General features: G+C 34.9%; 39 protein-coding genes. 5 read left to right on the top strand and 34 right to left on the bottom strand.

Annotated features, from left to right (window positions below; translation table 11 throughout):
• Positions 1-20 precede the first annotated feature (20 nt).
• Genes FJR48_RS01525 through FJR48_RS01495 form a run of 7 tightly spaced genes read right to left on the bottom strand, consistent with a single transcriptional unit; the run spans position 21 to position 5,625 of the window.
• Positions 21-698, bottom strand: coding sequence for a Crp/Fnr family transcriptional regulator (locus tag FJR48_RS01525; RefSeq protein WP_152306416.1), 678 nt, complete (start codon positions 696-698; stop codon positions 21-23).
• Between the two features lie 38 nt (positions 699-736).
• Entirely contained in the window at positions 737-2,689 is a 1,953-nt protein-coding gene (gene tkt, locus FJR48_RS01520) for a transketolase (protein WP_277872384.1), read from the bottom strand.
• Positions 2,670-3,515: a polyprenyl synthetase family protein gene (locus FJR48_RS01515; RefSeq protein WP_152306414.1), complete on the bottom strand. Its 846-nt coding sequence runs from the start codon at positions 3,513-3,515 to the stop codon at positions 2,670-2,672. Before FJR48_RS01515 ends, tkt begins: the two co-directional genes overlap by 20 nt.
• 53 nt (positions 3,516-3,568) lie before the next feature.
• Positions 3,569-4,549 carry a DUF7488 domain-containing protein gene (locus tag FJR48_RS01510; protein ID WP_152306413.1) on the bottom strand — a complete coding sequence of 327 codons (981 nt, stop codon included), beginning with the start codon at positions 4,547-4,549 and terminating at the stop codon, positions 3,569-3,571.
• Complete coding sequence (locus tag FJR48_RS01505) at positions 4,550-4,867, bottom strand: YbaB/EbfC family nucleoid-associated protein (RefSeq protein ID WP_152306412.1); 318 nt, start codon at positions 4,865-4,867, stop codon at positions 4,550-4,552.
• Complete coding sequence (panD, locus tag FJR48_RS01500) at positions 4,867-5,232, bottom strand: aspartate 1-decarboxylase (protein WP_152306411.1); 366 nt, start codon at positions 5,230-5,232, stop codon at positions 4,867-4,869. Before panD ends, FJR48_RS01505 begins: the two co-directional genes overlap by 1 nt.
• A 9-nt stretch (positions 5,233-5,241) precedes the next feature.
• Positions 5,242-5,625 (bottom strand): (2Fe-2S) ferredoxin domain-containing protein, encoded by a 384-nt coding sequence (locus FJR48_RS01495; protein WP_152306410.1) that lies wholly within the window; start codon positions 5,623-5,625, stop codon positions 5,242-5,244.
• 117 nt (positions 5,626-5,742) lie between these two features.
• On the opposite strand from FJR48_RS01495, the gene FJR48_RS01490 reads away from it, so the two are divergent.
• Both FJR48_RS01490 and FJR48_RS01485 read left to right on the top strand, forming a co-directional pair.
• Entirely contained in the window at positions 5,743-6,285 is a 543-nt protein-coding gene (locus FJR48_RS01490) for an outer membrane beta-barrel protein (RefSeq protein WP_188108598.1), read from the top strand.
• A gap of 10 nt (positions 6,286-6,295) precedes the next feature.
• Positions 6,296-6,916: a hypothetical protein gene (locus FJR48_RS01485; protein ID WP_152306408.1), complete on the top strand. Its 621-nt coding sequence runs from the start codon at positions 6,296-6,298 to the stop codon at positions 6,914-6,916.
• On the opposite strand, the gene FJR48_RS01480 is transcribed toward FJR48_RS01485, so the two are convergent.
• From FJR48_RS01480 to FJR48_RS01430, 11 genes are all read right to left on the bottom strand, one after another.
• Positions 6,913-8,208, bottom strand: coding sequence for a UDP-N-acetylmuramoyl-L-alanyl-D-glutamate--2,6-diaminopimelate ligase (locus FJR48_RS01480; RefSeq protein WP_152306407.1), 1,296 nt, complete (start codon positions 8,206-8,208; stop codon positions 6,913-6,915). The genes FJR48_RS01485 and FJR48_RS01480 overlap by 4 nt on opposite strands.
• Positions 8,198-8,791: a hypothetical protein gene (locus tag FJR48_RS01475; protein WP_152306406.1), complete on the bottom strand. Its 594-nt coding sequence runs from the start codon at positions 8,789-8,791 to the stop codon at positions 8,198-8,200. The genes FJR48_RS01480 and FJR48_RS01475 overlap by 11 nt, the downstream gene beginning before the upstream one ends.
• A gap of 13 nt (positions 8,792-8,804) precedes the next feature.
• Positions 8,805-9,080, bottom strand: a complete 276-nt coding sequence (locus tag FJR48_RS01470; RefSeq protein ID WP_152306405.1) for a NifU family protein — start codon at positions 9,078-9,080, stop codon at positions 8,805-8,807.
• Positions 9,081-9,164: 84 nt separating this feature from the next.
• Entirely contained in the window at positions 9,165-10,292 is a 1,128-nt protein-coding gene (locus FJR48_RS01465; RefSeq protein ID WP_152306404.1) for an aldo/keto reductase, read from the bottom strand.
• A 132-nt stretch (positions 10,293-10,424) separates the two neighbouring features.
• Positions 10,425-10,775: a 50S ribosomal protein L17 gene (gene rplQ / locus FJR48_RS01460; protein ID WP_152306403.1), complete on the bottom strand. Its 351-nt coding sequence runs from the start codon at positions 10,773-10,775 to the stop codon at positions 10,425-10,427.
• A gap of 10 nt (positions 10,776-10,785) precedes the next feature.
• A complete protein-coding gene (locus FJR48_RS01455; protein ID WP_152306402.1) occupies positions 10,786-11,778 on the bottom strand; it encodes a DNA-directed RNA polymerase subunit alpha in 993 nt (330 codons plus the stop codon).
• A 20-nt stretch (positions 11,779-11,798) separates the two neighbouring features.
• The gene (gene rpsD / locus FJR48_RS01450; RefSeq protein ID WP_152306401.1) at positions 11,799-12,425 is read right to left on the bottom strand and encodes a 30S ribosomal protein S4; all 627 of its coding nucleotides are present in this window, start codon (positions 12,423-12,425) and stop codon (positions 11,799-11,801) included.
• Positions 12,426-12,436: 11 nt separating this feature from the next.
• On the bottom strand, positions 12,437-12,829 hold the full coding sequence (gene rpsK, locus FJR48_RS01445) for a 30S ribosomal protein S11 (RefSeq protein WP_152306400.1): 393 nt from the start codon (positions 12,827-12,829) through the stop codon (positions 12,437-12,439).
• A 20-nt stretch (positions 12,830-12,849) separates the two neighbouring features.
• Positions 12,850-13,212 (bottom strand): 30S ribosomal protein S13, encoded by a 363-nt coding sequence (gene rpsM / locus FJR48_RS01440; RefSeq protein ID WP_152306399.1) that lies wholly within the window; start codon positions 13,210-13,212, stop codon positions 12,850-12,852.
• 2 nt (positions 13,213-13,214) lie between these two features.
• A complete protein-coding gene (gene rpmJ, locus FJR48_RS01435; RefSeq protein ID WP_152306398.1) occupies positions 13,215-13,328 on the bottom strand; it encodes a 50S ribosomal protein L36 in 114 nt (37 codons plus the stop codon).
• Between the two features lie 259 nt (positions 13,329-13,587).
• Positions 13,588-13,932 carry a hypothetical protein gene (locus FJR48_RS01430; RefSeq protein WP_152306397.1) on the bottom strand — a complete coding sequence of 115 codons (345 nt, stop codon included), beginning with the start codon at positions 13,930-13,932 and terminating at the stop codon, positions 13,588-13,590.
• 99 nt (positions 13,933-14,031) lie between these two features.
• Here FJR48_RS01430 and FJR48_RS01425 point away from each other — a divergent pair, with 99 nt between their 5' ends.
• The 3 genes from FJR48_RS01425 to FJR48_RS01415 are packed head-to-tail and all read left to right on the top strand — an operon-like array spanning position 14,032 to position 16,878.
• Complete coding sequence (locus FJR48_RS01425) at positions 14,032-15,306, top strand: SPL family radical SAM protein (RefSeq protein ID WP_152306396.1); 1,275 nt, start codon at positions 14,032-14,034, stop codon at positions 15,304-15,306.
• Positions 15,303-16,502 carry an NnrS family protein gene (locus tag FJR48_RS01420; RefSeq protein WP_188108597.1) on the top strand — a complete coding sequence of 400 codons (1,200 nt, stop codon included), beginning with the start codon at positions 15,303-15,305 and terminating at the stop codon, positions 16,500-16,502. The genes FJR48_RS01425 and FJR48_RS01420 overlap by 4 nt, the downstream gene beginning before the upstream one ends.
• Position 16,503: 1 nt before the next feature.
• Complete coding sequence (locus FJR48_RS01415) at positions 16,504-16,878, top strand: c-type cytochrome (RefSeq protein WP_241856080.1); 375 nt, start codon at positions 16,504-16,506, stop codon at positions 16,876-16,878.
• 11 nt (positions 16,879-16,889) lie between these two features.
• Here FJR48_RS01415 and infA read toward each other — a convergent pair whose 3' ends face one another.
• The 16 genes from infA to rpsC are packed head-to-tail and all read right to left on the bottom strand — an operon-like array spanning position 16,890 to position 24,278.
• Positions 16,890-17,108 carry a translation initiation factor IF-1 gene (gene infA / locus FJR48_RS01410; protein WP_152306394.1) on the bottom strand — a complete coding sequence of 73 codons (219 nt, stop codon included), beginning with the start codon at positions 17,106-17,108 and terminating at the stop codon, positions 16,890-16,892.
• Positions 17,109-17,121: 13 nt separating this feature from the next.
• Positions 17,122-17,880, bottom strand: a complete 759-nt coding sequence (map, locus tag FJR48_RS01405) for a type I methionyl aminopeptidase (RefSeq protein ID WP_152306393.1) — start codon at positions 17,878-17,880, stop codon at positions 17,122-17,124.
• Between the two features lie 3 nt (positions 17,881-17,883).
• Complete coding sequence (gene secY / locus FJR48_RS01400; protein WP_152306392.1) at positions 17,884-19,146, bottom strand: preprotein translocase subunit SecY; 1,263 nt, start codon at positions 19,144-19,146, stop codon at positions 17,884-17,886.
• Between the two features lie 2 nt (positions 19,147-19,148).
• On the bottom strand, positions 19,149-19,547 hold the full coding sequence (rplO, locus tag FJR48_RS01395) for a 50S ribosomal protein L15 (protein ID WP_152306391.1): 399 nt from the start codon (positions 19,545-19,547) through the stop codon (positions 19,149-19,151).
• 4 nt (positions 19,548-19,551) lie between these two features.
• The gene (gene rpsE, locus FJR48_RS01390) at positions 19,552-19,992 is read right to left on the bottom strand and encodes a 30S ribosomal protein S5 (RefSeq protein ID WP_152306390.1); all 441 of its coding nucleotides are present in this window, start codon (positions 19,990-19,992) and stop codon (positions 19,552-19,554) included.
• A gap of 8 nt (positions 19,993-20,000) precedes the next feature.
• On the bottom strand, positions 20,001-20,357 hold the full coding sequence (gene rplR / locus FJR48_RS01385; protein ID WP_152306389.1) for a 50S ribosomal protein L18: 357 nt from the start codon (positions 20,355-20,357) through the stop codon (positions 20,001-20,003).
• A gap of 15 nt (positions 20,358-20,372) precedes the next feature.
• Positions 20,373-20,909 carry a 50S ribosomal protein L6 gene (rplF, locus tag FJR48_RS01380; protein WP_152306388.1) on the bottom strand — a complete coding sequence of 179 codons (537 nt, stop codon included), beginning with the start codon at positions 20,907-20,909 and terminating at the stop codon, positions 20,373-20,375.
• A gap of 12 nt (positions 20,910-20,921) precedes the next feature.
• A complete protein-coding gene (rpsH, locus tag FJR48_RS01375; RefSeq protein WP_152306387.1) occupies positions 20,922-21,317 on the bottom strand; it encodes a 30S ribosomal protein S8 in 396 nt (131 codons plus the stop codon).
• A 59-nt stretch (positions 21,318-21,376) separates the two neighbouring features.
• Complete coding sequence (locus tag FJR48_RS01370) at positions 21,377-21,562, bottom strand: type Z 30S ribosomal protein S14 (RefSeq protein WP_152306386.1); 186 nt, start codon at positions 21,560-21,562, stop codon at positions 21,377-21,379.
• The gene (gene rplE / locus FJR48_RS01365) at positions 21,562-22,107 is read right to left on the bottom strand and encodes a 50S ribosomal protein L5 (protein WP_152306385.1); all 546 of its coding nucleotides are present in this window, start codon (positions 22,105-22,107) and stop codon (positions 21,562-21,564) included. The genes FJR48_RS01370 and rplE overlap by 1 nt, the downstream gene beginning before the upstream one ends.
• Before the next feature lie 2 nt (positions 22,108-22,109).
• On the bottom strand, positions 22,110-22,340 hold the full coding sequence (gene rplX, locus FJR48_RS01360; RefSeq protein ID WP_152306384.1) for a 50S ribosomal protein L24: 231 nt from the start codon (positions 22,338-22,340) through the stop codon (positions 22,110-22,112).
• Entirely contained in the window at positions 22,340-22,708 is a 369-nt protein-coding gene (gene rplN, locus FJR48_RS01355; protein WP_152306383.1) for a 50S ribosomal protein L14, read from the bottom strand. The genes rplX and rplN overlap by 1 nt, the downstream gene beginning before the upstream one ends.
• A complete protein-coding gene (rpsQ, locus tag FJR48_RS01350) occupies positions 22,708-22,956 on the bottom strand; it encodes a 30S ribosomal protein S17 (protein ID WP_152306382.1) in 249 nt (82 codons plus the stop codon). Before rpsQ ends, rplN begins: the two co-directional genes overlap by 1 nt.
• Before the next feature lie 10 nt (positions 22,957-22,966).
• The gene (rpmC, locus tag FJR48_RS01345; protein WP_152306381.1) at positions 22,967-23,155 is read right to left on the bottom strand and encodes a 50S ribosomal protein L29; all 189 of its coding nucleotides are present in this window, start codon (positions 23,153-23,155) and stop codon (positions 22,967-22,969) included.
• Complete coding sequence (rplP, locus tag FJR48_RS01340) at positions 23,142-23,567, bottom strand: 50S ribosomal protein L16 (protein WP_152306380.1); 426 nt, start codon at positions 23,565-23,567, stop codon at positions 23,142-23,144. Before rplP ends, rpmC begins: the two co-directional genes overlap by 14 nt.
• 3 nt (positions 23,568-23,570) lie before the next feature.
• Positions 23,571-24,278 (bottom strand): 30S ribosomal protein S3, encoded by a 708-nt coding sequence (gene rpsC, locus FJR48_RS01335; RefSeq protein WP_152306379.1) that lies wholly within the window; start codon positions 24,276-24,278, stop codon positions 23,571-23,573.
• Position 24,279 lies beyond the last annotated feature (1 nt).

Genomic DNA, 24,279 nt, shown 5'->3' with positions numbered 1-24,279 from the left:
AGATTGATTAAACTTTAAAACTAATACTTTAATTTTTCTAATAAATCTTGTAGATTTTTTAACTTTATATGTTTTCTCGAGAGTTCTATTACACCCTCTTCTTTTAGTTTTTGAAGATTTCTGTTCACCACTTTTCTGACACTTCCGACTAAAGAAGCCAACTCTTCATGTGACAAATTATCAATTAAATTTAGTTTTGTTACGTTTTTCGTTTTGTCTATATTTCTTCCGATCAGTCTAAGTAAACGGTTATATACGTCATATAAAGATAAATCAACCGCCAAGTCTTCAATTTGGCGCATCTGTTTTGCCAAATATGGAAAAAAGAAACTCTTAAATGCACTGTCATTCTCTATTAACTCCCTAACATGTGCTATTGGAACTTCAACAACCTCACTCTCTTCAATTACGGTAGAGATATAATCATGCTCTTTTCCATCAAGTAATGTTACGGTATCAAACATATCACCGCGTGTTAAAATATTTATAGTTTGTTCTTTTGCATTTTTTGAATTTATTTGAGATATTTTTATTTTTCCGCTCATTACAAAATAAAAATAATTCATTGTGTCATAACTGTCAAAAGCCATTTCACCGCGTTGGTATTTAATGAGTTTTTTCTTGGAGACTAAGTCGGGTAAGTTAAGGGTCAGCTCTTCATCTTTTACGATACCGTGAACTACATTTTGTTCAGACATAAGCTAACCCTCCTGTTTGTTAAAACTTTAAGAGAAAATTATTTTATTTTTTCTACAACACTATCTACAGAGAAACCGAATTTCTTAAATAACTCTCCTGCAGGAGCAGATGCACCAAAGCTATCCATCCCGATAACCTCATCCGCAAGTCTGTACCACTCCATACCGCGAGCCGCTTCAATAGCTACTTTTTTAGTACCTTCTTGGATAATTGAGTCTATATATGATTTATCTTGTTCTATAAGTAAATCAAAACAAGGAACAGATACAACGTTTACAGATACACCTTTTTCATTAAGTGCCGTTTTTACATCTAGTGCCAATTCAACTTCAGATCCACTAGCCATTAGAGTTATTACAGCATCGCTATCAGATGCAAGTAAGTAACCACCCTTAGAAGCATCTCCGCTAACTGCTTGTGGAAGCACTGAAAGATTTTGACGTGAACATACGAATGCACTTGGAGAGTTTTTCATCTCTAATGCTTTTTTCCAAGCTTCAATATTCTCAGCTCCATCTGCCGGACGCCATACATAAAAGTTAGGTAATGCACGAAACTGCGAAAGATGTTCAATTGGCTGGTGAGTCGGACCGTCTTCACCTACACCGATAGAATCATGCGTCCATACGAAAAAGTGCTGGATTCCAGAAAGTGCAGCTATACGAGCAGACGGTTTTAAATAATCTGAGAACACGAAGAATGTTGCAGAGAACGGTAAAAGTCCACCGTATAATCCCATTGCATTTACAATAGATGCCATAGCATGCTCACGGATACCGAAGTAAATATTTCTTCCCTTTGGAAATACTCCCATATCTTTTAAGTCAGTTTTGTTAGACGGACTTAAATCAGCAGACCCGCCTATAAAACTAGGCACCGCTTTTGCAATAGCGTTCATAATTTTTCCGTTAGTAGAACGAGTAGCATCAGCCTTGTCAAATTCAGGCCACTGGATACGTGAAAAATCAGGATTTTGAAGTGCTTCAAGGGCTTCGTTTTGCTCCATTAGAGGCATTGTTTTTTGAGAGTGTATCCACTCACGTTCTTTTAAATCTCCCTCTTCTATAGCACATCTAAAACGCACCATTACATCTTCATCTACATGGAATAATTTTTTAGGATCAAACCCTGCTGCCTCTTTTGCTTTTTTGATGATATCTTCACCAAGAGGAGCACCGTGAGAGTGGTGTGAACCTTCCAGCTCACCCGCACCTTTTGCAATAACCGTATTTGCTATGATAAGTGTCGGTTTTGAATTAGCCTTAGCTGTTGTGATTGAGCTGTCTATCTCATCAAAGTTGTGACCGTCACACTCTAATACGTCCCAACCTTGAGAGATAAATCTACCGCGGATATCTTCTGAGATGCTTAAATCAGTAGAACCCTCAATAGTGATACGGTTTGAATCATAAATAAGAATTAAGTTATCAAGTTTATTGTGACCTGCGATTGAACAGGCCTCATAGCTTATACCCTCTTCCAAATCGCCATCACCACACAGACAATAGACGTTGTGGTCTATCATAGATGCTGTCTCGCTGTTAACCTGAGCACCCATAAATTTACTAGCCATTGCAAAACCGACAGCATTTGCAATACCTTGACCAAGAGGTCCGGTAGTAATCTCAACACCTTTTGTATGACCGTATTCAGGATGTCCAGGTGTTTTAGAATCAAGTTGACGAAAATTCTTTAAATCATCTATCTCTAAACCATACCCCCAAAGATAGTATAAAGAATATATAAGTCCAGTTCCGTGTCCACCTGAGAATACAAGACGGTCACGGTTTAACCAAGACGGGTTTTTAGGGTTGTGATTTAAATGCTCACTTAAAACTACTGCGATGTCAGCTAATCCCATAGGTGCACCCGGGTGACCCGAATTTGCCGCTTGAACCATATCTGCTGCTAAAAACCTAATTGTATCTGCCATCTTTTGACGCATTTGATTGCTCATTGTCTGTTGTTCCTTATCTGTGTCTGTTAATATATTTTGTAAGTAATGATGAGAGAGATTCTTTTAAATTCTCATCAAAGTTGTTTAACTCCATAGTGAGTTCATCTGCTAAAATATTTGCTTCTTTCATAGAGTTTTCAAGCCCTATTAAAGTCACAAAACTATTTTTATCTTCGTCGTTATTAGTTAACTTCCCGGCCTCTTCACTTGTCTGAGTAACATCCAAAATATCATCTTGAATTTGAAATAATACTCCAAGTTTTATACCAAAATCATAAAGTTTTTCACCTAATTCCTCTTCTCCTACTATAATTGCCCCCATCTTAAGTGAAGCCGCTATGAGTTTAGCTGTTTTGTTAGTATGAAGTATCTTTACATCATCTATACTTAGTGGCTGGTTTTCAAAGTAACAATCAATAGCCTGCCCCAATACCATACCGTTTAAACCGCCGTTATATGCGAGCTCACGAATCAGCTTAACCCTTATAGCATCCGAAAACGGTGCATCTGCTAAAACTTCAAAACTGTAAGTATTTAAAGCATCACCAACAAGTATAGCCGTAACTTCGTCATACACTACATGAAGTGTCGGCTTTCCACGGCGAAGAGGCGAGTCGTCCATTGCAGGCAAATCATCATGAATAAGTGAGTATGTGTGAAGTAACTCTATTGCATAAGCTGCATGTCTAGCACCATCGATCAATAGATTGTTATACGCACCTACAACACCTAACAAAAGAGCAGGACGGAACCTTTTTCCACCAGCTTTTAACATCTCATGCAACGCTTTTTCATATGTCGGATGAATTGACTTAGATACCGGTAAATTATCTTGTAAAAACTTCTCAAAATTTTGCATATGAAATTTTATTGTTTTTCTTGTTAATTACATATTAATATTACAAGAGATATTTAGTTGATATTTACAAAAAACTGAAAATCATCTCTTACAAAAAGTAAAGATGCATGAGATTTAAAGTCATCTATATTTTTTCTTATATCAAATGTTGAACTCACTTTTTTCCCATTAACTTGAAGAAGTTTGTCTCCAACTTTTATGCCGTAACTCTTAAAATTTTTTGAGATTTTTAAGATTGTTAAATCATTAGCGAAGTATAAACCTTTTGTTTCTAAAAAAGTATCGCTTATAGCACCACCGCCAAAACGTTTTTTCGTTATAGCCTCTATGGTTAATATCTTTTTATCTCTTTTTATTTTTAACTTATGTTTTTTACCTATATCGCTAAATAATATTTCACACATTAAAAAAGAAGCATCTTTTACCTCTTTTGAATCTATTGCTAAAACGATATCACCTTTTTTTAGCTTAATAGAGTTATCAAAAGGATTAATCCTGCTGATTATAACTTTATCGTTTTTATCATCGGCTCTTATACCGATATCGCCATAAGCAACTTTTTTATTTTTTAAAAAGTTATCAATATATTCTTTTTGAATTATCCCTTTTGGCGTAACTAAACCTTCCAGTGCACAACATGAATTAAGTAAAAGTGCCGGAGTATTTACAACTTCTGTAAAATTGGCAAGTCTGTTAAGCCCTATCTGTTTTCTTTTGAATTTACCCTCAATTGCCATTGTATTATCAACTGCAGCATGACCTAAGGATAATTTATAATTAGTTCTAAAAGGATATTTGAAACTTTTGTTAGCTTCTATAAGATACAAATTTAAAAATGGATCGTGTTTGATTATTTTAGCATCAGGGGCAATATTTGAGTATATAAGTTTTTGTTTTTTTGAAATTGGGATTTGAATAGTCTGTCTTTGGATAGAGTTTGAGTCTTGAACTTTTTGTATACAAGTTTGATATCCGCCTTTGCAGGCTAATAGGTTTAAAATAAGAAAATTAAGAGCGAAAAACACTCTTAACATCTACGCAGCTCCAAATGGATTTTTTCCACCCATTCCACCAAGCATACTAAGTGCGGAGTTTTGCTGGTTTTTTTGAACCATATCATATGCATCGTTCATTGCACCGATAAGTAAAATTTGAAGAGAGTCTTTATCTTCTAAAAGAGAATCGTCAATCTCTAAATCAACAATTTCCCCTTTCCCGTTAATACTAACTTCAACCATACCGCCGCCGGCTTTTACGCTAAAAGTTTTAGACTCCAACTCTGCTTGAAGTTTGGAAGCATTTTCCTGCATCCCTTCTAGCATCTTAGTCATATCACCCAAGTTACCAAACATTAGATTGAATCCACTATCTCGTCGATGTTGTTTTCATCGTTTAATAAAACAACTTTTGGTTTATATGTCTCTAAATCTTTTTCAGTGTACGAAGCGTATGCAACAATGATAATTTTATCGCCTTTATGCACTTTACGAGCAGCTGCACCGTTTAGACATATATCACGCTTACCACGTTCACCCAAGATGATGTAAGTTGAAAAACGCTCACCGTTATTGATGTTTAAAATCTCAACTTTTTGACCGACACGCATCTTTGCAGCTTCCATTAACTCTTCATCAATAGTGATAGAACCAACATAGTTTAAATTAGCATCCGTAACGGTTGCACGATGAATTTTACTATATAACATCTCAATATTCATCAAATCTTCCTACATTCCCATCTGTTTTTTCATATCTGCCGGTGAGATTGGTTCATCCCATAGTTCAGAGTCTATTACATACTCCTCTACTACTTTGCCTTCCATGATATGCTCTTTTATAATTCTATCAATTTTTTCTTTAGTTAAGCCTGTGTACATTATATGACCAGGTTCTACCAGCATAACCGGACCTACATTACAACGATTCATACAGCCTGTACGAATAGGTTGTACCGTTCCCATTACACCCTCTTGCATAAGTTTTTGTGCTAAGTATTGAAACAACTCTTGAGACTCTGGATTTTGCGCAGATACACAAGAAGGTTTTGGCATACCGGGAGGTGCCGATTGTTCACACTTAAATATATAAAAAGCCGGTTGTGGAATTCCCATAATTTATCCTATTTTAAATTTAATAGCGGAATTATAACAAAATATATCCATATATATAAGTTAAGAGATAACTTATTTGGATATAATTCAAAAAATATTAATATTGGGAACATTCACTTGAAATCATTGATAATAATTTTAACACTTTTAACAACGTCACTTTATTCCGAAGCCAAAATTTATTTTGGTCTTGATTATGGAAAATTTAACGAAGATTTTAGCAATATAGCAGCAAAATCTTCATCTGAGTCTGTTAGACTTAAATTAGGTTACGGGATAAGAGAAAACTATTCTATAGAATTTGCTTTAGAAGCTTTAGATAATGATTCTAAAATCTTCTCAAATAATGACGGAGAAAAATATGCTCTAAATATAGCACTTGTAAAAACATTTGACTTTGATATATACGTACTTCCATTTATAAAACTGGGTTTCGGTGCTGGATATATGGATGTAAACAGGGAGCTTCAATCAAAACTGAATTTCGGAAGTTTCAATGCTGAAGTCGGTACATACATACCTATAAACGAATATCTGGATTTTGAAATAGCTTATAATTATAAAGATTTATCCTATGAAGCTGTTGATACAATTGCATACGAACTAAAATATAAGTCTAATGTTGACACATTTTACTTCGGATTTAATATAAGATATTAGGAAACAGATTATGAAAAAGACTTTTTACTCATTGTTAATACTACTTAGCGTATTTTTTACCGCGTGTGGAGAAAACACAAAAACAGCCGTAGTTGCAGATATAGCATCTATTGAAATCGTTGAAGGAAATATTTCAATTTACTCAACCGATGAAGCTACGGACTTAACTGCCATGGCTACATATACCGATTCAACTACTGCTCAAATCAATGATGCTGCTATTTGGAATAACAGTGATTACAACACTTTGTATATGTATAACGGAAGTGTAAGTGCCGCAAGTAACGGAGGAAGCTCAATTGTAGGTATAAGCTCAGGAAGATTTAGCGATGAGATAAATGTTAGTATAATCAAACTTACCGATTTCAATATCACTAATGCAGATATAAATTCTACAGGCAGTTATATTTTGGAAGCTACAGGTACTTTTGAAGACAATACTTCAAAAGTAATAAAAAGAAATATTGAATGGAGTGCAGATAACGGTGCAGTAATTTCAGTTGATGAAAACTATGTAGCTACTATAACCATTTTAACAGGCGATACAAATGTCACAGCTACCGTATTTGAAGAAACGAATACATCTGCTGCGACTTTAGCACCAATCACAAGAACTTACACAGTAAACTAAGAGTTTAATATCTCTCTAATAACTTCCCTGTCATCAAAGGGAAGTTTTTGATCGTATATGATCTGATAAGCCTCGTCACCCTTTCCAAGGACAACCACGACTTCATCGTCTTTTTGGTCTTTTAGTGCCATCTCAATAGCTTTTTTACGGTTAACTTCAACAGCTACGTCTGTTTTATCTTCAATACCTTCAAGTATATCTTTTATGATAGCATCCGGATCTTCCGTGCGGGGGTTATCACTTGTGATATAAACTTTTTTAGCAAGAGTAGATGCAACCTTACCCATAAGAGGACGTTTAGTTTTATCTCTATCTCCGCCTGCGCCAAAAACAACAAGCAGGTCTTTCTCTTTTAATGCATTTAAAACTTGAGCCATACCATCAGGCGTATGAGCAAAATCGACTATAACATTGGGTTCATCACTAACCTGTTCCATTCTACCGCTGACACCTGCAAAATTATCGACTACTTGTACAATTTCCTCAAGTTTTTTACCGGTAAGTATATGCACGGCTGAAATTGCCGCCATTAAGTTGTAAAGATTGAAAAAACCGTGTAATGAAGATGTAAAAGGTACTACTTCATCTTGCATATATTGTATTATTCCGCTAGATGCATTGTTAAGTGAATATGCCATAAGTTTATATGTAGCCGGATTTTCTATGCCATATGTCATTGTGTTTTTAATGTTAAAAGATGCTTTAGGCTCATCTTTATTTATAAGTTTTTTAGACCCATCTTGGAAAAAACTGTTTTTTACGGATATATACTCACCTAGAGTTTTATGATAATCCAAATGATCTTGTGTAATATTCGTTAAAATTTTCAATTCAAAGTTTAAACCTTCAACTCTTTGTTGCACAATTGCATGTGAACTTACTTCCATGATGAAAAAATCACATCCCGCTTCAACAGCTTGGTAAATGTGCAGATATGTATTTAAAACACTTGGAGTTGTAAGACTTTTACCTTCGGCTATTTCATCGTTCATAAAAAAACCGCGGGTACCTTGGAAGGCTGCCTTATAGCCTAAATCTAACAAAAACGAATATATAGCACTTGCCGTTGTAGTTTTACCGTTTGTACCCGTAATACCTACTATTTTAATACTATCTATTGCAAAGAGTTTTGCAATTTCTTCTATTTTTATAATGGAGTGGGCGTTATTATCTTTTGCATTTTGAAGATACTTTTCATTTTGTTTGGTTAGAACAAATGCCGTTTGTTCGTCACACTCTTTTGAATTTTCACTTACGTATTTAAAAGCCTGATCAGGCAGCTCAATTTTCAATCATCTTACCTTGTGATAGTTTTGTTAATAAATTTCTTAATTTTTCATCCGATGGATAAGCACTTAATGCACCTTCTAAATAGTTTATAGCCATTTTGTTAAATCCGTGTTCAATCAAAGAGTCTAAAAATTCAAGAAAATCTTCTTTATCGGTAATAATCACACGAGTTGAAAACATTATATTTTCAAAAGTTTCTTTAAAAGTAGCACCTTCTTCTATTATCTTTTTAAAATCACTATAAAGTATCCCATCTTCATATTCTAATCTATCGCGTATAGGCTCGGCAAACATCTCTCCTAAAGTATCGATAGCTCCATCCATATTTGACAATAAATCAGCCATAATTACATCTGCTTGCTCACTATCCTCTTCTTTAAGTATTTCATAATAATCAAACAGTGCTTCAGCACCGCCTTCTCCACTCATTGCCATTTCAGATAGTATAACACCGTTGTAAGCTTCTTTGGAATTAGGATAGTTTTGTAATACGGTAGCAAACTTTTTTAAGGCAACATCAAACTCTGCTTTTGAGAAGCTATCTTTTGCTTGTGATAATATTTTGTATTTGCTTATTACACCCATAACATCCTCCTTACTAAAGATTATCTATATCGTTTTCCATACCTGCAGGAACATTTACTACTGTCAGTTCAGGGTGTATATCCATACGAAGTTGACGCTCAACCCCGTATTTTAAAGTCGTACCGCTGCTTGCACAGCCTATACATGCACCTTTTAACTGTACATAGACACTCCCGTTTTTAACGGCTATAAATTCAATATCCCCACCGTCTAATGCTATAGAGGGTCTGACTTTATCAATAACACTCTTTACAGGTCCTACAAGTTCTTCATCACTAAAGGGTATCATTTTTTTCCTTTTACCACAACTTATTCATTAAAAAATATTAATAACATAAAATATGATAAAAGCGCTTAACAATTGATAAATTTATCATCCTAAACTCATAATTTCATGAACATAGGAAGGTTTACGCATCCCCACCGCTATATAATCTATATCGTCAATATTTAGTAAATAGCTTAATGCACACTCCTGCATGCTTAAACGGCAATCTTTAAACACCTCTTTTAAGGCTATTTTCGTCTTTTTTGAGCACTCATAAGCTACCATCTTTTTATACTCTATCAAAAATAAATCTATAAAATTTAACATAGTTTGAGCATTTTTTTCATCTATAGACTTTAAAGATTTTTGTATATGCGGTATGGCTTGAGTATATAAAAAAGTCTCATAGTCACCTATCCAGCCAAATTTATGCTTGGATGCGTCAAGCTCTTCAAACAAGTTAAACAATGGTTTTAGCATCTCATTATCCGTAACTTCTAAAAGTTCATTTAAATGATGATAATATTCATGTGATTCGTCATAATCTGCAAGTCTGTAAACTTGATTGTTAGTTATTGCATTTAATGGCCTTGTAGCTATAACACGCAGAGAATTTTCTTTAGCCCATTTTGCACAAATTAAGCCTTCTGACTCTAAAATATTTATCGGTAACTCTATCGTGCTAAAACCGTGATTGTTGTTTTTTAATTCTTCAGCCGCATTATGCGCTAAAGTGATTAAGTCTTCGTAGGGTAAGAATTTATCATTATTATGCACTATAGAGAAGGCTTCACTGCTTATACCGTATGATTTAATCTTACCGTTTTGGATAAGAGATTCACATTCTAAAAAAGCATCAAAAATAACCCTATTCATCTCATCCAATCTCTCATCTTTACTTAAACCTTCTTCTAAGGCTTTATATAAAATACTCTCTGGATTTTCAATCAATAAACAATCAATATAATCTATTTCTAAATCTTTTAAAGATTTTTCTAAGACTTCAGTTGGATTAGAGTTTATGTCAAACTTTGAAATAATCTCAATATTTTGTTTAATATCATCTTCAAGCTCTCTAAAGGCTAAAGCAATTGTTCTTTGTGCACTTCCGTCAATATACGAGGGTGACGTGTCAATTATTTTAATACCTGATTTTATAGCCTCTTTTAAAGCTTGCAGATGCTGTGGATTGTGTTCAGAAATTCTTTGTGTACCGAATATGATTTTTTTCATGATTATCCTAAGTTGATTATTTAGGGGGAAATTATTTAGGGCGAAGTTACTGCGTGTGGGCTTTACGCCGAGTCAAACTCAGCGTTAGCGTAAGTTAGAGAGATTTACTCTATAACCGTATAAAATATTAAATTATACTAATTCGATAAAAGCCATAGTCGTAGCATCTCCACGACGAATACGAGTACGAGTAATTCTAGTGTAACCACCTTGACGCTCAACGTACTGTGGTGCAATCTCCTCAACTAGTTTTTTAGTTGCAGTTTTACTTTGAAGTGATGCAAATACAGCTCTGTGAGCATTTGAATCACCCTTTCCAGCTACTGTAATTAATTTTTCTACGTAAGAACGTAACTCTTTTGCTTTAACTGCAGTAGTTTCAATTTTACCATGTTCAATTAACGAAATACTAAGATTTGCTAAAAGTGCCTTACGGTGTGCACTTGTACGTCCTAGTTTACGGTATCCATGACGGTGTCTCATCATTATTTCCTTATTTTGCTTCTATTTGTTTTTTTAGAGCGTTAACTACATCGTCTGCTAAATCAGCACCGACTTCGTAACCAAACTCTTGAACCTTTTCAACTATCTCATCATAAGATTTTTTACCAAGGTTTTTAACGTTTTTAAGATCATTTACACTCATAAGTACAATTTCACCGACTAGAGTTATGCTTGAACGGTCAAGACAGTTAAAACTTCTAGCACTTAATCCTAAAGAATCAATATGTGTAGTAAGTTTTTTAAGATCCGGTGACTCTTCAACTCTCTCAATTGTAGTCGGAGCTTTTACACTAATCTCACTGTTAAATACAGCAAGTTGAGCATACATAACTTCTAAAGAGTTTCTAAACGCATCAACAGGTGAAATTTGTCCATCAGTTTTAATGTTTAATACAACTCTTTCAAAGTTAGGATTATCTTCAACAAGTACATTCTCTATTTTATAAGTTACACTTCTAACAGGTGTAAAAAATGCATCTAGAGCGATGTATCCATCTTCTAGCTCATCTGAAGTATCTTCACTTGGAACATACCCGATACCTTGAGCTATTTTGATAGTAAAGTTTAAAGTAGAGTCTTCATTTAATGTAGCTAAGTGTGCATCCGGAGTTACAACTTCAACTTCATCATTAGTTAAATCACTACCTTTAACTGAACAAGGTCCTGCAAAGCTATAGTCGATTTTTGCCGAGTCGGCATCACCGTTTAACTTAAAGCGAATATCTTTAAGATTTAAGATGAAATCGGAAATATCTTCAAGCATACCGCGCACAGAGTCAAATTCGTGCTTAGCACCCTCGATTTTTATAGCAATCGGAGCATAACCAACTGAACTACTTAATAAAAAACGGCGAAGTGGATGTGCTAAAGATATTGCATAACCGGTTTCAAACGGGTATGCCATAATGTTAGCTTCATTATCACTAATTTGTTCTACCTCAAATTGCTGTGGAGCTAGTGGAGTAGTTTTGATCTTTTTCATTTATACGCCTTTGTTATTTTTTATTTTGAGTAAAGCTCAACGATTAAACGCTCTTCTACAGGAATTACAACTTCTTCACGCTCCGGTAAACGAGTAAAGATTCCGAAAACTTTTTCATTGTCAGTATCAACCCATGGAGCTAAACCAGTTTGGCTAGTTAATTCCATAGCACGAACAATCTGTGCATTTGTTTTGCTAGATTCTTTAACTTCAACTTTTTGACCAACTTTAACGCGGTATGAAGGGATGTCTAGTTTTTTACCATCTACTAAGATGTGACCGTGAGTTACAAGTTGACGAGCGAATCTACGAGTAGATGCGAATCCCATTCTGTAAACTACGTTATCTAGTCTTTGCTCGATTAATGTAACAAGGTTTGTACCTGTATTACCGTCACGTCTTTTAGCTTCTACGAATAGTGCGCGGAATTGCTTCTCAGATACACCATACATAAATTTAGCTTTTTGTTTTTCATTTAACTGTAAACCGTACTCACTAGCTTTACCACGACGTTGACCGTGTTGACCCGGAGCATATGGTCTTTTGTCTAAAGCAGATTTACCTGCTAAACGACGCTCACCTTTAAGGTTAAGGCTTACACCAAATCTTCTTTCGATTTTTTCTACTGGACCTCTATATCTTGCCATTAGTAATCTCCTTAAACTCTACGACGCTTAGGTGCGCGACAACCGTTATGTGGTAATGGAGTAACATCTTTCATGAATGTAACACGGATACCCTCTATAGCACCAACTGATTTTACTGCAGTCTCACGACCACTACCTGGACCTTGTACTTTAATTCCAAGCTCTTTAATACCATGTACTTGCGCTTTTTCAACTGCAGCTTCAACAGCAGCCTGTGCAGCGAACGGAGTAGATTTTTTAGAACCTTTGAATCCTAAAGAACCAGCAGAACTCCAAGCAATCATATTACCCATCTCATCTGTGATAGTCACTAAAGTGTTGTTAAATGATGCTGCGATATGACAGATACCACGAGCAATATTTTTCTTTACTACTTTTTTTCTAACAGCTTTTCTTTTTGCCATACTATTTATCCTACCTTAACTTACGCTGCGCCAACAGTTTTTTTCTTACCCTTACGAGTACGAGCATTCGTTTTAGTTTTTTGACCACGACATGGAAGACCACGACGGTGACGTAAACCTCTGTACGAACCTAAATCCATAAGTGCTTTGATATCCATTGCAACTTGTTTACGAAGATCACCCTCAACCATATGGTTAGCACGAATTTCTTTTGTAATTGCAGCTACTTCATCTTCACTTAATTCAAAAACTCTTTTGTTATAGTCAATACCTGTAGCGTCCAAGATAAGACGTGAAGTATGTAAACCAACTCCGTAGATATATGTTAGACCATACTCTACTCTTTTTTTCTTTGGTAAATCAACACCTGATATACGAGCCATAATTACCCTTGTCTTTGTTTATGTTTTGGGTTCTTGCAGATCACTCTTACAATACCTTTTCTCTTGATAACTTTACAGTCATCACACATCTTCTTTACTGAAGCTCTTACTTTCATCGTAAGTCCTTGTGTTTAGTTGTCTTTGCTGCTTCTAGGCAGTTCTATTGTCTTCTCATATGTTTGAATAAGTCCAAACTATATTCAGTCACTAAAGCTACGCCTTGTGGCGAGAAAACGAGCTTGCCAATACTTTTATCTATGTATAATTACATAGGTAAAAACACTCTAACTTTTATGTTAAAACAGCAAAGCAGACGCGAATTATACCCAAAACTTTTTAAAAATTTTATTAAGCCGAAATTATAACTTTATAAATCTAATCCCAAATTACGCTTACTCCATACTCTTGGTTTAATGTTATATGTTTATTATAGTAAGTTTTTTTACCGTATTTTTTACTAAGAAGTTCAACTTCAATCGATTCATCTTTTAATAAATCTTTCACATCTTTATAGCTAAGCCATTTTCCGTATCTTGCCAATGAATTTTGCCATACACGAAAATCACAGCCTGAATCTTCTTTTAATTCAAACATCTCTCCGTCTTCTGTAGTCCAATGAGCATTTGAACAAGCATATAGTTTTACTTTTTTCCCGTTAACTTCTTTATCTCTTACTTCGATCATCCCATCATCGCAATATGGACACTTACCTAAAATCATATTTTTTTCCTTATCAAATATCTATTAAAAATATTTCCATAAATATCTTAAAAGACTAAAAAATATGTCAAATTGCAAAATTTTCGCTAAAATTCGTTTATGAACAATTACGAACAAAAGTTTGCAAAAGCTATAGAAAACACATTTTTTAAAAAACTTTCATTAGGTGAACAAGAATTTATCAAAAAAAAAGCAATAGAATTTAATTTTTCCCATCAAGATATAAAACAAACCGTAGATATCGCAAGAGATCTAACTCTTTGGGATGAGGGAAGTATAATGGATATATTTTCAGAGTATGAACTTCACACTCTTCGAGAAAAAAAAACGATTTTGCAAAAAGTTAAAAAAGACTACGAGGCTTTAAAAACAAAAGCAAACTCATATAAAGATTTTACACCCCATATACAAAGCTCTGAACAGAAGTTCACATTTAAGGTACAGGAGAAGGAAGGCTTTGGACTTGGTCTGTGTCCGGTTGCATCTGAGAAGACTAGGTGCTGTAATCTTTTAACATTAGATGCAGTCGAGAGTTGCGGCTTTGATTGTTCCTACTGCTCAATTCAAAGTTTTTACAATCAAAACACTATTACTTTTGACAAAGGTTTTGCGGATAAACTAAAAAATCTAAAACTCGATAAAAACAAAACATACCATATAGGTACGGGTCAAAGTTCCGATTCGCTTATGTTTGGAAACCGTGAAGGTGTTTTAGATGCACTATTTAACTTCGCGAAAAATAATCCAAACGTAATCTTAGAGTTTAAAACAAAGTCGGATAATATAAAATACTTTTTAGAAAACGATGTACCAAAAAATATAATAGTTACCTGGAGTCTAAATACACAAACTATAATCGATAACGAAGAACATCTAACTGCATCACTCGAAAAACGTATAAACAGTGCCAGAAAATTAGCAGACAAAGACATAAAAGTTGGCTTTCATTTTCATCCCATAGTTGAGTATGAAGGTTACCTTGATGAGTATCAAAGAGTTTATGAAAAGCTTTTAGTACAATTTCACTCATATGAAGTTGTTTTAGTTAGTTTTGGTACTTTAACATTTATAAAACCTGTTATCAAACAATTACGGGGGCGTGACTTTAAGACCAAAATCACGCAAATCCCCCACATAGATGCAAGCGGAAAAACATCTTATCCGGAAAGTACCAAAATAGATATGTTTAAATCGGCATATGAAGCTTTTAAACCATGGCAAAGCGGTAAAAATAAAGTCTTTTTTTACATGTGCATGGAACCGCATGAATTATGGCAAAAATGTTTTGGATATAACTATTTTACAAACAACGACTTTGAAAAAGCTATGCTAAATGCATATGCAAAAAAACTAGATATGGAGTTTTTAATTTGACATTTTCACAAGAAAAACCGCAAACTAAAAAAGAAAACTATTTTTTATCACAAGTGCATCAGCCTTTTTTTACATTAGGGATATCAAATACGATAATAATGATGCTTATATTTGCTTTGGGATATAAAGGTGTGCTAACGCTTAGTGTAGATGCCCTTTTTTTTCATGTATATTCGCTTATATTTATAGTTTTCATAAATATATTTACAGGCTTTTTATTTACAACCTACCCTAAATACACAGGCATGAACAATGTAGAAAAGCCCTTTTATAAAAAGCTGTTTTATATAAATTTATTTGGTTTTATTCTTTTTTTAATAGGGGCATTAACTCATGTAACTATTTTATTGATTGCAACGACTCTTATAATATACGGAAACTACCTTATAGTAAAAAAACTAAAAAAGTTATTTGAAAACTCTACCGCTGCAAATTTAGAAGATCCTTTTTGGATGCTTAGAGCTTTTAAATTTGGATTAGCCGGAAATATTTTAATGGTTATTTCAATATTTATACCGGTGATACAACAGTTTGCAATAGCTTTATCTTTTTTTATGTTTTTAATCTTTTTAACATTCGCGGTTGGACAAAGAATGATACCTTTTTTCTCACACTCTATGGAAGAAAAAGATGAAAGGTTTATTGGTACAGTATTTGTACTATTTATTATAAAAACAATTCTGGCTACATTTAATTCATATGATTATGTGAAAATTGCAGAAATAATCGTAGATATTCTTCTTGGATTATATATGCTTGGTGAATTTTTAAAATGGAAAATACTAGACAAAAATGCACATCCGATAATCTGGATACTGCATCTAGGCTTATTTTGGTTACCTGCTGCATTTGTATTAGATGCTATCTCTCTTATAGCTGAGCTATACCTAGATACTTCGTTTTACTTCTTAGGTATTCACTTAATAGCTTTAGGTTTTCTAACTACTATTTTAATAGGTTTTGGTACTCGTGTAACATACGGTCACTCAGGTCAACCACCACAAGCTGAAGGCTTGGTATTGGGTCTGTTTTACTTTACCCAGATAGTTGTATTAACTCGTTTTTTATACAGCTTAAATATTGGTTTTTCTTGGGGTTTAAACTTTTTATTTGATATCTCATTTACGACATGGTTAATTCTCTTTGTACTATGGGCTGCTAAATTTTTACCTGTGTTAGTGAGGGGTGCAAAATAAGATGCTTAGGTTTTTTTTTGCATCCATAGCAGTATCTGTAGAACTGTTTTCATTCGATATGGGTGCATTGCTTTTTCACGGTAACTGCATCACTTGTCACTTTGAGCATAAAGCAGTTTCAGCTCCTTCTATTACTGAGGTACAAAGGCGTTATAAAGCAGTATTTCCTAAAAAAAAAGATTTTGTAGATTATATGAGTAAATGGATTTTAAAACCAAGTGCCAAAACTTCTATAATGCTCGATGCCGTAAAAAAATATGAGTTAATGCCCGAACTTGGATATGATGAAGATACACTAAGACAGATTAGCGAATATATATACGATACCGACTTTTTAAAAAAGCATAAAGGTCATATAGACACACACCAAAAATAGGTGTTTGTCTATTATTTGTATCTGTAAGTGATACGACCTTTGTCTAAAGAGTAAGGAGTAAGTTCAAGTTTAACTTTATCTCCAGGTAGGATTTTAATGTAATGCATACGCATTTTACCAGCGATGTGACATAAAATCACGTGTCCATTATCTAACTCAACACGAAATGTTGCATTAGGTAAAGCCTCAACAATCTTGCCATCTACTTCGATAACATCAGCTTTTGCCATTTTTGTTAACCTTTTAAATTTTTGATAAAATTTCAGCTTTACCGTTGATTATTGCAACAGTATGCTCATAGTGTGAACCGCGTAACCCATCGGCACTAACTACATCCCAGCCATTTTCCAAAATAACTTTTGAACTATCTTTTTGACAAATCATAGGCTCTAAACAAAAAACCATTCCGTTTTTTATCTTAGGACCCGATTTCGGACTTCCATGCTCCAAGTAGTTTGGAATTTCCGGTTCTTCATGAGGCTTTTTACCGATACCGTGACCGCAAAAGTCATATAAAGGTACAAAACCGCGTGAACGGATAGAGTTTTCTAAAACTGCTGATAGTTCTTTAAATCTCATTCCGTCTTTTATAGCTTCGATAGCTTCATAAAGAGCTTCTTTAGCACAAGCTATTAGTTTTTCATCTTGCTCGGAAATTTTACCGACACCGACAGTTATAGCGGCATCTCCGTACCAGCCGTTTAGTTCAGTACCGATATCATAACCGATTATATCACCATCTTGAAGTTTATAATCGTTTGGAATACCGTGAATAATAACTTGATTTAATGATGTACATACAGAAGCGGGAAAACCGTAAAGCCCTTTAAAAGAAGGTTTTGCACCATTACTTAAGATATATTCTTCAGCCATAGCGTCTAACTCTTTTAAAGAGATTCCGGGTTTAGTGTTTTGTTTAAGTAGTTCTAACGCGCCGGCAACAATTTTGTTAGCAGCGCGAAGTTTTTCTATCTCTTGTGGTTTTCGTAGCGAAATCGCCATTATTTATAGACCAACCGCACTAAGAGTTTCATATTTACTCATGTAAATTTGAGCCTCGATTTTTCTCATAGTATCAAGTGCAACTTGAACTACGATTAAAACTGCAGTACCACCAAAGAAGAACGGAACACCCATACCTTTTATAATCATAAAAGGTAATGTTGCAATAAGACCTAAATATAACGCTCCCGTAACAGTTAAGTTTGAAGCAGTCATATTTAAGAACTCTTTTGTAGCATCACCTGTACGAATACCGGGTATAAATCCACCTTGTCTTTTTAGATTATCCGAGATATCTTTTGCGTTAAATGTAATAGATGCATAGAAAAATGCAAAGAAAACAACAAATACAAAAGTCAAAAAGTTAAAGAAGTAACTATTTGGATTTAATAAATCGGCAATAGCTTGAATTGTAGGATTAGTACTAGATGATAATACCGTCATAGGAAACATTAAAATTGCCGAAGCAAAAATAACCGGAATAACACCCGATAAGTTAACTTTAATAGGTATATAGTTCATCACTCTTTTATTTTGGTTTTGCATCATAGTCTTTTTAGCATATGTAATAGGGACACGACGTTCACCAAGCTCTACATAGATAATAATACCTACGGTAGCTAATATAAGAGCTAATATTGCTAAAACAGTTAAGAAACTCATCGCACCGGTATTTACCATCTCAATACTTTGACCTATTGCAGACGGAATAGCCGAAACTATACCTGCAAAAATGATTAAAGATATTCCGTTGCCGATACCGCTTTGAGTTATTTGCTCACCTATCCACATAAGTAACATAGTACCTGCAAGCATTGATACAGCCGACAACATTATAAATGTATTATGATCAGCTAATATTGCACTATTTCCATTTGGTCCGGTTAAACTTTGTAATCCTACACTAACACCTACAGCTTGTATAAGAGTAATTGCAATTGTCGCATAACGAATAATTTGCATATATTTAACCATACCGTCACGTTCTTTTTTCATCTGACCAAGCGGTGCAAAAGTTGCAGCAAGTAGTTCCATGATAATTGAAGCGGTAATGTAAGGCATAATACCAAGTGAAATGATAGATAATCTCTCAACGGCATTTCCGCTGAACATATTAAAAAGACCTAATGCATCTGATTGATGTGAATCGAAGAATGAAGCTATAACAGCAGTATCAACGCCAGGAACCGGCACGTATGCCAGTAGGCGGTAAATAAATAAAAACCCGATTGTAATAAGTATCTTATTAACTAGATTTTTATTCACGACTATTTTCCTGTAGTGGTAATGTTGTCGTCTTTAATTTTTGATGCTAAATCTTTTGCAGATGCACCAACCAATTTAACTTTTTCAACAGAAGCAGCTATTTTATGAACTCCACGGATACTCTCCATAGTGATTTCATCTAACTCAGCTACTGCTTTGATTTTTTCAACATTAATTACATAAGGTTTAACGTTTTTAGAGTTAAAACCGATTTTTGGAAGAATCTTCGCTAACGGTAACTGACCACCGATAAAGTTTCTTTTTTGCTTATAACCTGAACGAGATTTTTGACCTTTTTGACCGCGAGCAGCAGTCTTACCAGTACCTGAACCTTGTCCGCGTCCAACTCTTTTGCGGCTAGAAGTAGAACCTTCAGCCGGAGTTAAATTTTCAATACCCATTTGACTATCCTTTTAATTTTGAAAGTGCTTCAACTGTAGCACGAACAACAGTATTTGGATTATTTGAGCCAATTGACTTAGTCAAAATATCTTGAATACCAGCAAGCTCCAAAACAGGACGCATAGCTCCACCGGAGATAACACCCGTACCTTCAGAAGCCGGCTTTAATAAAACACGACTAGCGTTAAATTTATGCTCAATATCATGTGCAATAGTAGTACCTTTAATACTAACTGTCGATAAGTTTTTAAATGCCTCATCTACAGCTTTTTTGATTGCATCCGGAACCTCTTTAGCTTTACCGGTTCCAAATCCAACAGTACCGTTTTTATCACCAACTACAACTAATGCAGTAAAACGAAATCTACGACCACCTTTTACAACTTTAGTAACACGACCAATATTTACAATTGATTCTTCAAAATCTTCTCTATTGATTTCCATCTTAACCCCTAGAACTTAATTTCGTTTGCACGAAGTGCGTCACCAAATGCAGCAATTACACCGTGGTATTGGTAACCGTTTCTATCAAACACGATCTCAGAGATTTTAGCTTCTTTTAGTTTAGCAGCAAATGCTTCACCAAGTGCAGCAGCACCCTCTTTGTTAGCTTTTTGATTGATAGCTTTTGAATTCATACCGATAACTGTAGTAGCCGTAGCATCATCTATAGCTTGAACAGTTAAATAACGGTTTGAACGAAATACAGAAACACGAGGAAGTGTAGCACTACCAGATATTTTTGCACGAATACGACGCTTACGCTTTATGCGAGAAGCTAATTTATTTTTTAATACTTTTGCGTTCATCTAATATGCCCTCCTCTATTTAGCCGCTGTCTTACCAGCTTTACGTACAATATGTTCTTCAACATATTTAACACCTTTACCTTTATAAGGCTCCGGTGGACGGAAAGATCTGATTTCAGCTGCACATTGACCAACTAATTGTTTGTCATGGCTTTTTAATGTAATCACGTTTTTATCAACTGCCGCTTCTAAACCTTCCGGTAGGTCATAGTTGATATCGTGTGAAAAACCTAATTGTAAGTTAAGAACTTTACCTTGTACAGCAGCTCTGTAACCAACACCGTTAATCTCAAGTTGTTTTTGATAACCTGTAGTTAAACCAGTTACTATGTTTTGAGCTAGTGCACGGTAAGTACCCCAGTATGCTCTATCTTGTCTATCTTCAGATTTTGTTGCAAAAGTAATAATATTTCCATCGATAGAAAAATCAACATTTCCTTTTGTATCTAAATCAACGCTTTTGTTACCTTTAGAAAAAGTGATAACATTTCCATTGCTGCTAACTTTAACGTCAGCTGTACAATCTACCGGATTTTTTCCAATTCTTGACATGTTAACTCCTTCCTACCAAATAGTACACATTACTTCACCACCGATACCAAGCTCATAAGCTTTATCGTTAGGAAGAACGCCTTTAGATGTAGATACTACGATAGTACCGTAACCGTTTTTGAAACGTTTGATATCTTCTTTACCTTTGTAAACACGACGTCCCGGTTTAGAGATTCTTTTCATTTCATTGATAACAGTGTTACCGTTTTCATCATACTTTAATACAACTTTAATAGTTTTTTTAACGCCGTCTTCGATAACGTTACAACTATCAATATAACCTTTTTCTACTAGAATGTTAGCTAAAGCTTCAACACTTTTAGAGTGAACAAGAGTAGTAACATCTAGCTTTCTCATACCAGCATTACGGATACGTGTTAACGCATCTGATACTAAATCATTAATCATTTTTTAATTCCTTATTTTGCAAGTCTTTCGACTGCTATTGTTAGGAGTTTCTTCTTGGATTACCAAGAAGACTTTCTAACACCTGGGATCATACCTTCATTTGCCATTTTTCTAAAACAAACACGACAAATACCGAAATCTCTCATTACAGAGTGTGGACGTCCACAAATCTGACAACGTGTATAACCACGAACTTTAAACTTAGGTTCACGTGCCGCTTTAGCTATCATAGACTTCTTAGCCATTAGTTACTCCCTTTAGTAAAAGGCATACCTAATTTTGCAAGTAGTGCAAATCCTGCCTTATCATTTTCAGCTGTAGTTACAACCGTAATGTTCATACCGTGAATTTGCATAATTGAATCATAAGTAATCTCCGGGAAGATTAATTGCTCTTGCAAACCAAAGTTATAGTTACCGCGACCGTCAAAACCGTTTCTAGCAACACCACGGAAATCTTTCACACGTGGAAGTGCAATAGATACTAAACGATCAAAGAAGTTGTACATGTTCTCGCCACGAAGCGTAACACGTACACCAACAGGCATACCTTCACGAACTTTAAAACCAGCTACAGATTTCTTAGCAATTACAGTAGATGCTTTTTGACCGGCAATCTTAGTAATTGTGTCTTCAATGTTTTGGATAAGCTTGTTATCTTTCATTGCAAAACCGGCACCAACAGAGATAACGATTTTTTCTAATGCAGGAACTTGCATTACGTTTGCTATCTCTAACTCTTTTTGAAGTTCTGGTTTAAGGCTTAAATATTTTTCTTTCATACGAGCCATAATTACGCCTCCACTTTACGAACGTTTGATACATCTATCGGCATCTCTTTATTAATATGTCCGCCTTTAGTATTATCTTCTGTAGGTTTGATAGCTTTTTTAGCAACTTTACAACCCTCAACGATTACCTTATTTTTCTTAGGTAATACAGAAAGAACAGTTGCTTTTGTACCTTTATCATCTCCAGCGATAATTTCTACAGTATCGCCTTTTTTGAAATTAAACTTTGCCATTAAACAACCTCCGGTGCAAGAGATACGATTTTCATAAAACCGGCATAACGTACTTCACGAGCAACAGGTCCGAAGATACGAGTACCGATTGGTTCTCTCTTGTCATCAAGTATAACAGCTGCATTATCGTCAAAACGGATAAGAGAACCGTTTTCACGGTGAACTTCTTTAGCACTTCTAACTATAACAGCTTTTACAACTTTACCTTTTTTAACTTTAGCAGTCGGTGTCGCTTTTTTAACAGAAGCAACGATAACGTCACCTACTCTAGCATAACGACGTTTAGAACCACCAAGCACCTTAATACACATAATCTCTTTAGCACCTGTATTATCAGCTACGTTTAAACGAGTAAAACCTTGGATCATTACTCTGCTCCTTTTACAACCGATTTAAGTCTAAAAGATTTAGTCTTAGAAAGCGGACGACATTCTATTGCTACAACTTCGTCACCAACTTTAAGTTCATTTTTCTCATCATGGATAAGATAATTTTTGAACTTTCTTACAACTTTGTGGTAACGTGGATGCATAACACGACGCTCTACTGAAATAGTAGCAGTCTTGTTACCTGCAATTTTAATCACATTACCTTGAATTTCACGTTTATGTGTCATCTACAAACCCCTACTTCGCTGCTGCAGTGATAGCAGTGTTAATACGAGCAATATCTTTTTTAGCAACTTTAAGTTCACTAGTGTTTTGTAATTGCATCATTTGTTTTTTTATCTTAAGAGTGAAAAGTTCAGTTTTCTTCTCTTTTAACATTGCCTCAAGCTCGTGCACTGTTTTATCTGCTAAATCAGAATATTTCATTGCTCATCTCCGCAGTAATAATTTTAGTTTTGAACGGTAACTTGTGTTGTGCTAAAGTTAAAGCTTTACGAGCCAACTCTTCATTTACACCAGCCATTTCAAAAATGATACGACCAGGTTTAATGTTCATAACATACTGATCGATTGGACCTTTACCTTTACCCATACGTACTTCAAGAGGACGTTTAGTTAACGGCTTAGCAGGAAAAACACGAATCCAAATCTTACCTTGACGATTAATCGCACGAGTAGATGTGATACGAGCAGCCTCAATTTGACGAGAGTTGATACGACCAGCTTCTACTGCTTTAATAGCAATAGAACCAAAAGCGATTTTGTATCCACTACGAGCATAACCACGGTTACGCCCTTTCATCATTTTACGGTATTTAGTTCTTTTAGGCATTAACATAGTCTATTCCGCCTTTTCTTTTCTTGGAGCACGTTTACGAGGGCGCTCTTTTTTTTCTTCTTTAGCTTCTTGAGGGATACCTTTAGTTAGTACCTCACCTTTGAAGATCCATACTTTGATACCGATAATTCCGTATGTAGTATGAGCTTCTGCGAAACCGTAATCGATTTTAGCACGTAGAGTATGTAAAGGAACACGACCTTCTAAGTACCACTCAGTACGAGCCATTTCAGCTCCACCAAGACGACCACTTACAGATACTTTAATACCTTTAGCACCACTTCTTTGTGCGTTTTGCATAACTTTTTTCATCGCACGTCTAAACGCAACACGACGCTCTAGTTGAGTAGCTACGTTTTCAGCAACTAATTGACCGGAGATGTTAGCTTTTTTCTCTTCTTTAATATTTACAGAGATAGCTTTCCCTATAAGTTTTTGAAGATTGTTTTTAAGTTTCTCGATATCAGCACCTTTTTTACCGATGATAATACCGGGACGAGCTGCTACGATAGTTACACGAAGACGCTTAACAGTTCTTTCAATGATAATGTTAGAAACACCAGCATAGTATAACTCTTTCTTTAAATATGTACGAATCTTGTGATCTTCACCTAAAGCTGCAGGAGCAGTTTTAAAGTTAGGAAACCATCTGCTTTCCCAGTTACGGTTGATTCCAAGACGTAAACCAATAGGATTAACTTTTTGACCCATT

The organism is Sulfurimonas lithotrophica (assembly GCF_009258225.1).
GTDB classification, from domain to species: Bacteria; Campylobacterota; Campylobacteria; order Campylobacterales; family Sulfurimonadaceae; genus Sulfurimonas; species Sulfurimonas lithotrophica.
This window is presented reverse-complemented; position numbering and strand designations above follow the sequence as displayed.

What these genes read in the sequence shown, in the direction of transcription:
- FJR48_RS01525 (WP_152306416.1), bottom strand. Translation starts at nt 698, where the DNA reads ATGTCTGAACAAAATGTAGTTCACGGTATCGTAAAAGATGAAGAGCTG.
- FJR48_RS01515 (WP_152306414.1), bottom strand. Translation starts at nt 3,515, where the DNA reads ATGCAAAATTTTGAGAAGTTTTTACAAGATAATTTACCGGTATCTAAG.
- FJR48_RS01510 (WP_152306413.1), bottom strand. Translation starts at nt 4,549, where the DNA reads ATGTTAAGAGTGTTTTTCGCTCTTAATTTTCTTATTTTAAACCTATTA.
- FJR48_RS01505 (WP_152306412.1), bottom strand. Translation starts at nt 4,867, where the DNA reads ATGTTTGGTAACTTGGGTGATATGACTAAGATGCTAGAAGGGATGCAG.
- panD (WP_152306411.1), bottom strand. Translation starts at nt 5,232, where the DNA reads ATGAATATTGAGATGTTATATAGTAAAATTCATCGTGCAACCGTTACG.
- FJR48_RS01495 (WP_152306410.1), bottom strand. Translation starts at nt 5,625, where the DNA reads ATGGGAATTCCACAACCGGCTTTTTATATATTTAAGTGTGAACAATCG.
- FJR48_RS01485 (WP_152306408.1), top strand. Translation starts at nt 6,296, where the DNA reads ATGAAAAAGACTTTTTACTCATTGTTAATACTACTTAGCGTATTTTTT.
- FJR48_RS01475 (WP_152306406.1), bottom strand. Translation starts at nt 8,791, where the DNA reads ATGGGTGTAATAAGCAAATACAAAATATTATCACAAGCAAAAGATAGC.
- FJR48_RS01470 (WP_152306405.1), bottom strand. Translation starts at nt 9,080, where the DNA reads ATGATACCCTTTAGTGATGAAGAACTTGTAGGACCTGTAAAGAGTGTT.
- FJR48_RS01465 (WP_152306404.1), bottom strand. Translation starts at nt 10,292, where the DNA reads ATGAAAAAAATCATATTCGGTACACAAAGAATTTCTGAACACAATCCA.
- rplQ (WP_152306403.1), bottom strand. Translation starts at nt 10,775, where the DNA reads ATGAGACACCGTCATGGATACCGTAAACTAGGACGTACAAGTGCACAC.
- FJR48_RS01455 (WP_152306402.1), bottom strand. Translation starts at nt 11,778, where the DNA reads ATGAAAAAGATCAAAACTACTCCACTAGCTCCACAGCAATTTGAGGTA.
- rpsD (WP_152306401.1), bottom strand. Translation starts at nt 12,425, where the DNA reads ATGGCAAGATATAGAGGTCCAGTAGAAAAAATCGAAAGAAGATTTGGT.
- rpsK (WP_152306400.1), bottom strand. Translation starts at nt 12,829, where the DNA reads ATGGCAAAAAGAAAAGCTGTTAGAAAAAAAGTAGTAAAGAAAAATATT.
- rpsM (WP_152306399.1), bottom strand. Translation starts at nt 13,212, where the DNA reads ATGGCTCGTATATCAGGTGTTGATTTACCAAAGAAAAAAAGAGTAGAG.
- rpmJ (WP_152306398.1), bottom strand. Translation starts at nt 13,328, where the DNA reads ATGAAAGTAAGAGCTTCAGTAAAGAAGATGTGTGATGACTGTAAAGTT.
- FJR48_RS01430 (WP_152306397.1), bottom strand. Translation starts at nt 13,932, where the DNA reads ATGATTTTAGGTAAGTGTCCATATTGCGATGATGGGATGATCGAAGTA.
- FJR48_RS01425 (WP_152306396.1), top strand. Translation starts at nt 14,032, where the DNA reads ATGAACAATTACGAACAAAAGTTTGCAAAAGCTATAGAAAACACATTT.
- FJR48_RS01415 (WP_241856080.1), top strand. Translation starts at nt 16,504, where the DNA reads ATGCTTAGGTTTTTTTTTGCATCCATAGCAGTATCTGTAGAACTGTTT.
- infA (WP_152306394.1), bottom strand. Translation starts at nt 17,108, where the DNA reads ATGGCAAAAGCTGATGTTATCGAAGTAGATGGCAAGATTGTTGAGGCT.
- map (WP_152306393.1), bottom strand. Translation starts at nt 17,880, where the DNA reads ATGGCGATTTCGCTACGAAAACCACAAGAGATAGAAAAACTTCGCGCT.
- rplO (WP_152306391.1), bottom strand. Translation starts at nt 19,547, where the DNA reads ATGGGTATTGAAAATTTAACTCCGGCTGAAGGTTCTACTTCTAGCCGC.
- rpsE (WP_152306390.1), bottom strand. Translation starts at nt 19,992, where the DNA reads ATGGAAATCAATAGAGAAGATTTTGAAGAATCAATTGTAAATATTGGT.
- rplR (WP_152306389.1), bottom strand. Translation starts at nt 20,357, where the DNA reads ATGAACGCAAAAGTATTAAAAAATAAATTAGCTTCTCGCATAAAGCGT.
- rplF (WP_152306388.1), bottom strand. Translation starts at nt 20,909, where the DNA reads ATGTCAAGAATTGGAAAAAATCCGGTAGATTGTACAGCTGACGTTAAA.
- rpsH (WP_152306387.1), bottom strand. Translation starts at nt 21,317, where the DNA reads ATGATTAATGATTTAGTATCAGATGCGTTAACACGTATCCGTAATGCT.
- FJR48_RS01370 (WP_152306386.1), bottom strand. Translation starts at nt 21,562, where the DNA reads ATGGCTAAGAAGTCTATGATAGCTAAAGCGGCACGTGAACCTAAGTTT.
- rplE (WP_152306385.1), bottom strand. Translation starts at nt 22,107, where the DNA reads ATGGCTCGTATGAAAGAAAAATATTTAAGCCTTAAACCAGAACTTCAA.
- rplX (WP_152306384.1), bottom strand. Translation starts at nt 22,340, where the DNA reads ATGGCAAAGTTTAATTTCAAAAAAGGCGATACTGTAGAAATTATCGCT.
- rplN (WP_152306383.1), bottom strand. Translation starts at nt 22,708, where the DNA reads ATGATCCAAGGTTTTACTCGTTTAAACGTAGCTGATAATACAGGTGCT.
- rpsQ (WP_152306382.1), bottom strand. Translation starts at nt 22,956, where the DNA reads ATGACACATAAACGTGAAATTCAAGGTAATGTGATTAAAATTGCAGGT.
- rpmC (WP_152306381.1), bottom strand. Translation starts at nt 23,155, where the DNA reads ATGAAATATTCTGATTTAGCAGATAAAACAGTGCACGAGCTTGAGGCA.
- rplP (WP_152306380.1), bottom strand. Translation starts at nt 23,567, where the DNA reads ATGTTAATGCCTAAAAGAACTAAATACCGTAAAATGATGAAAGGGCGT.
- rpsC (WP_152306379.1), bottom strand. Translation starts at nt 24,278, where the DNA reads ATGGGTCAAAAAGTTAATCCTATTGGTTTACGTCTTGGAATCAACCGT.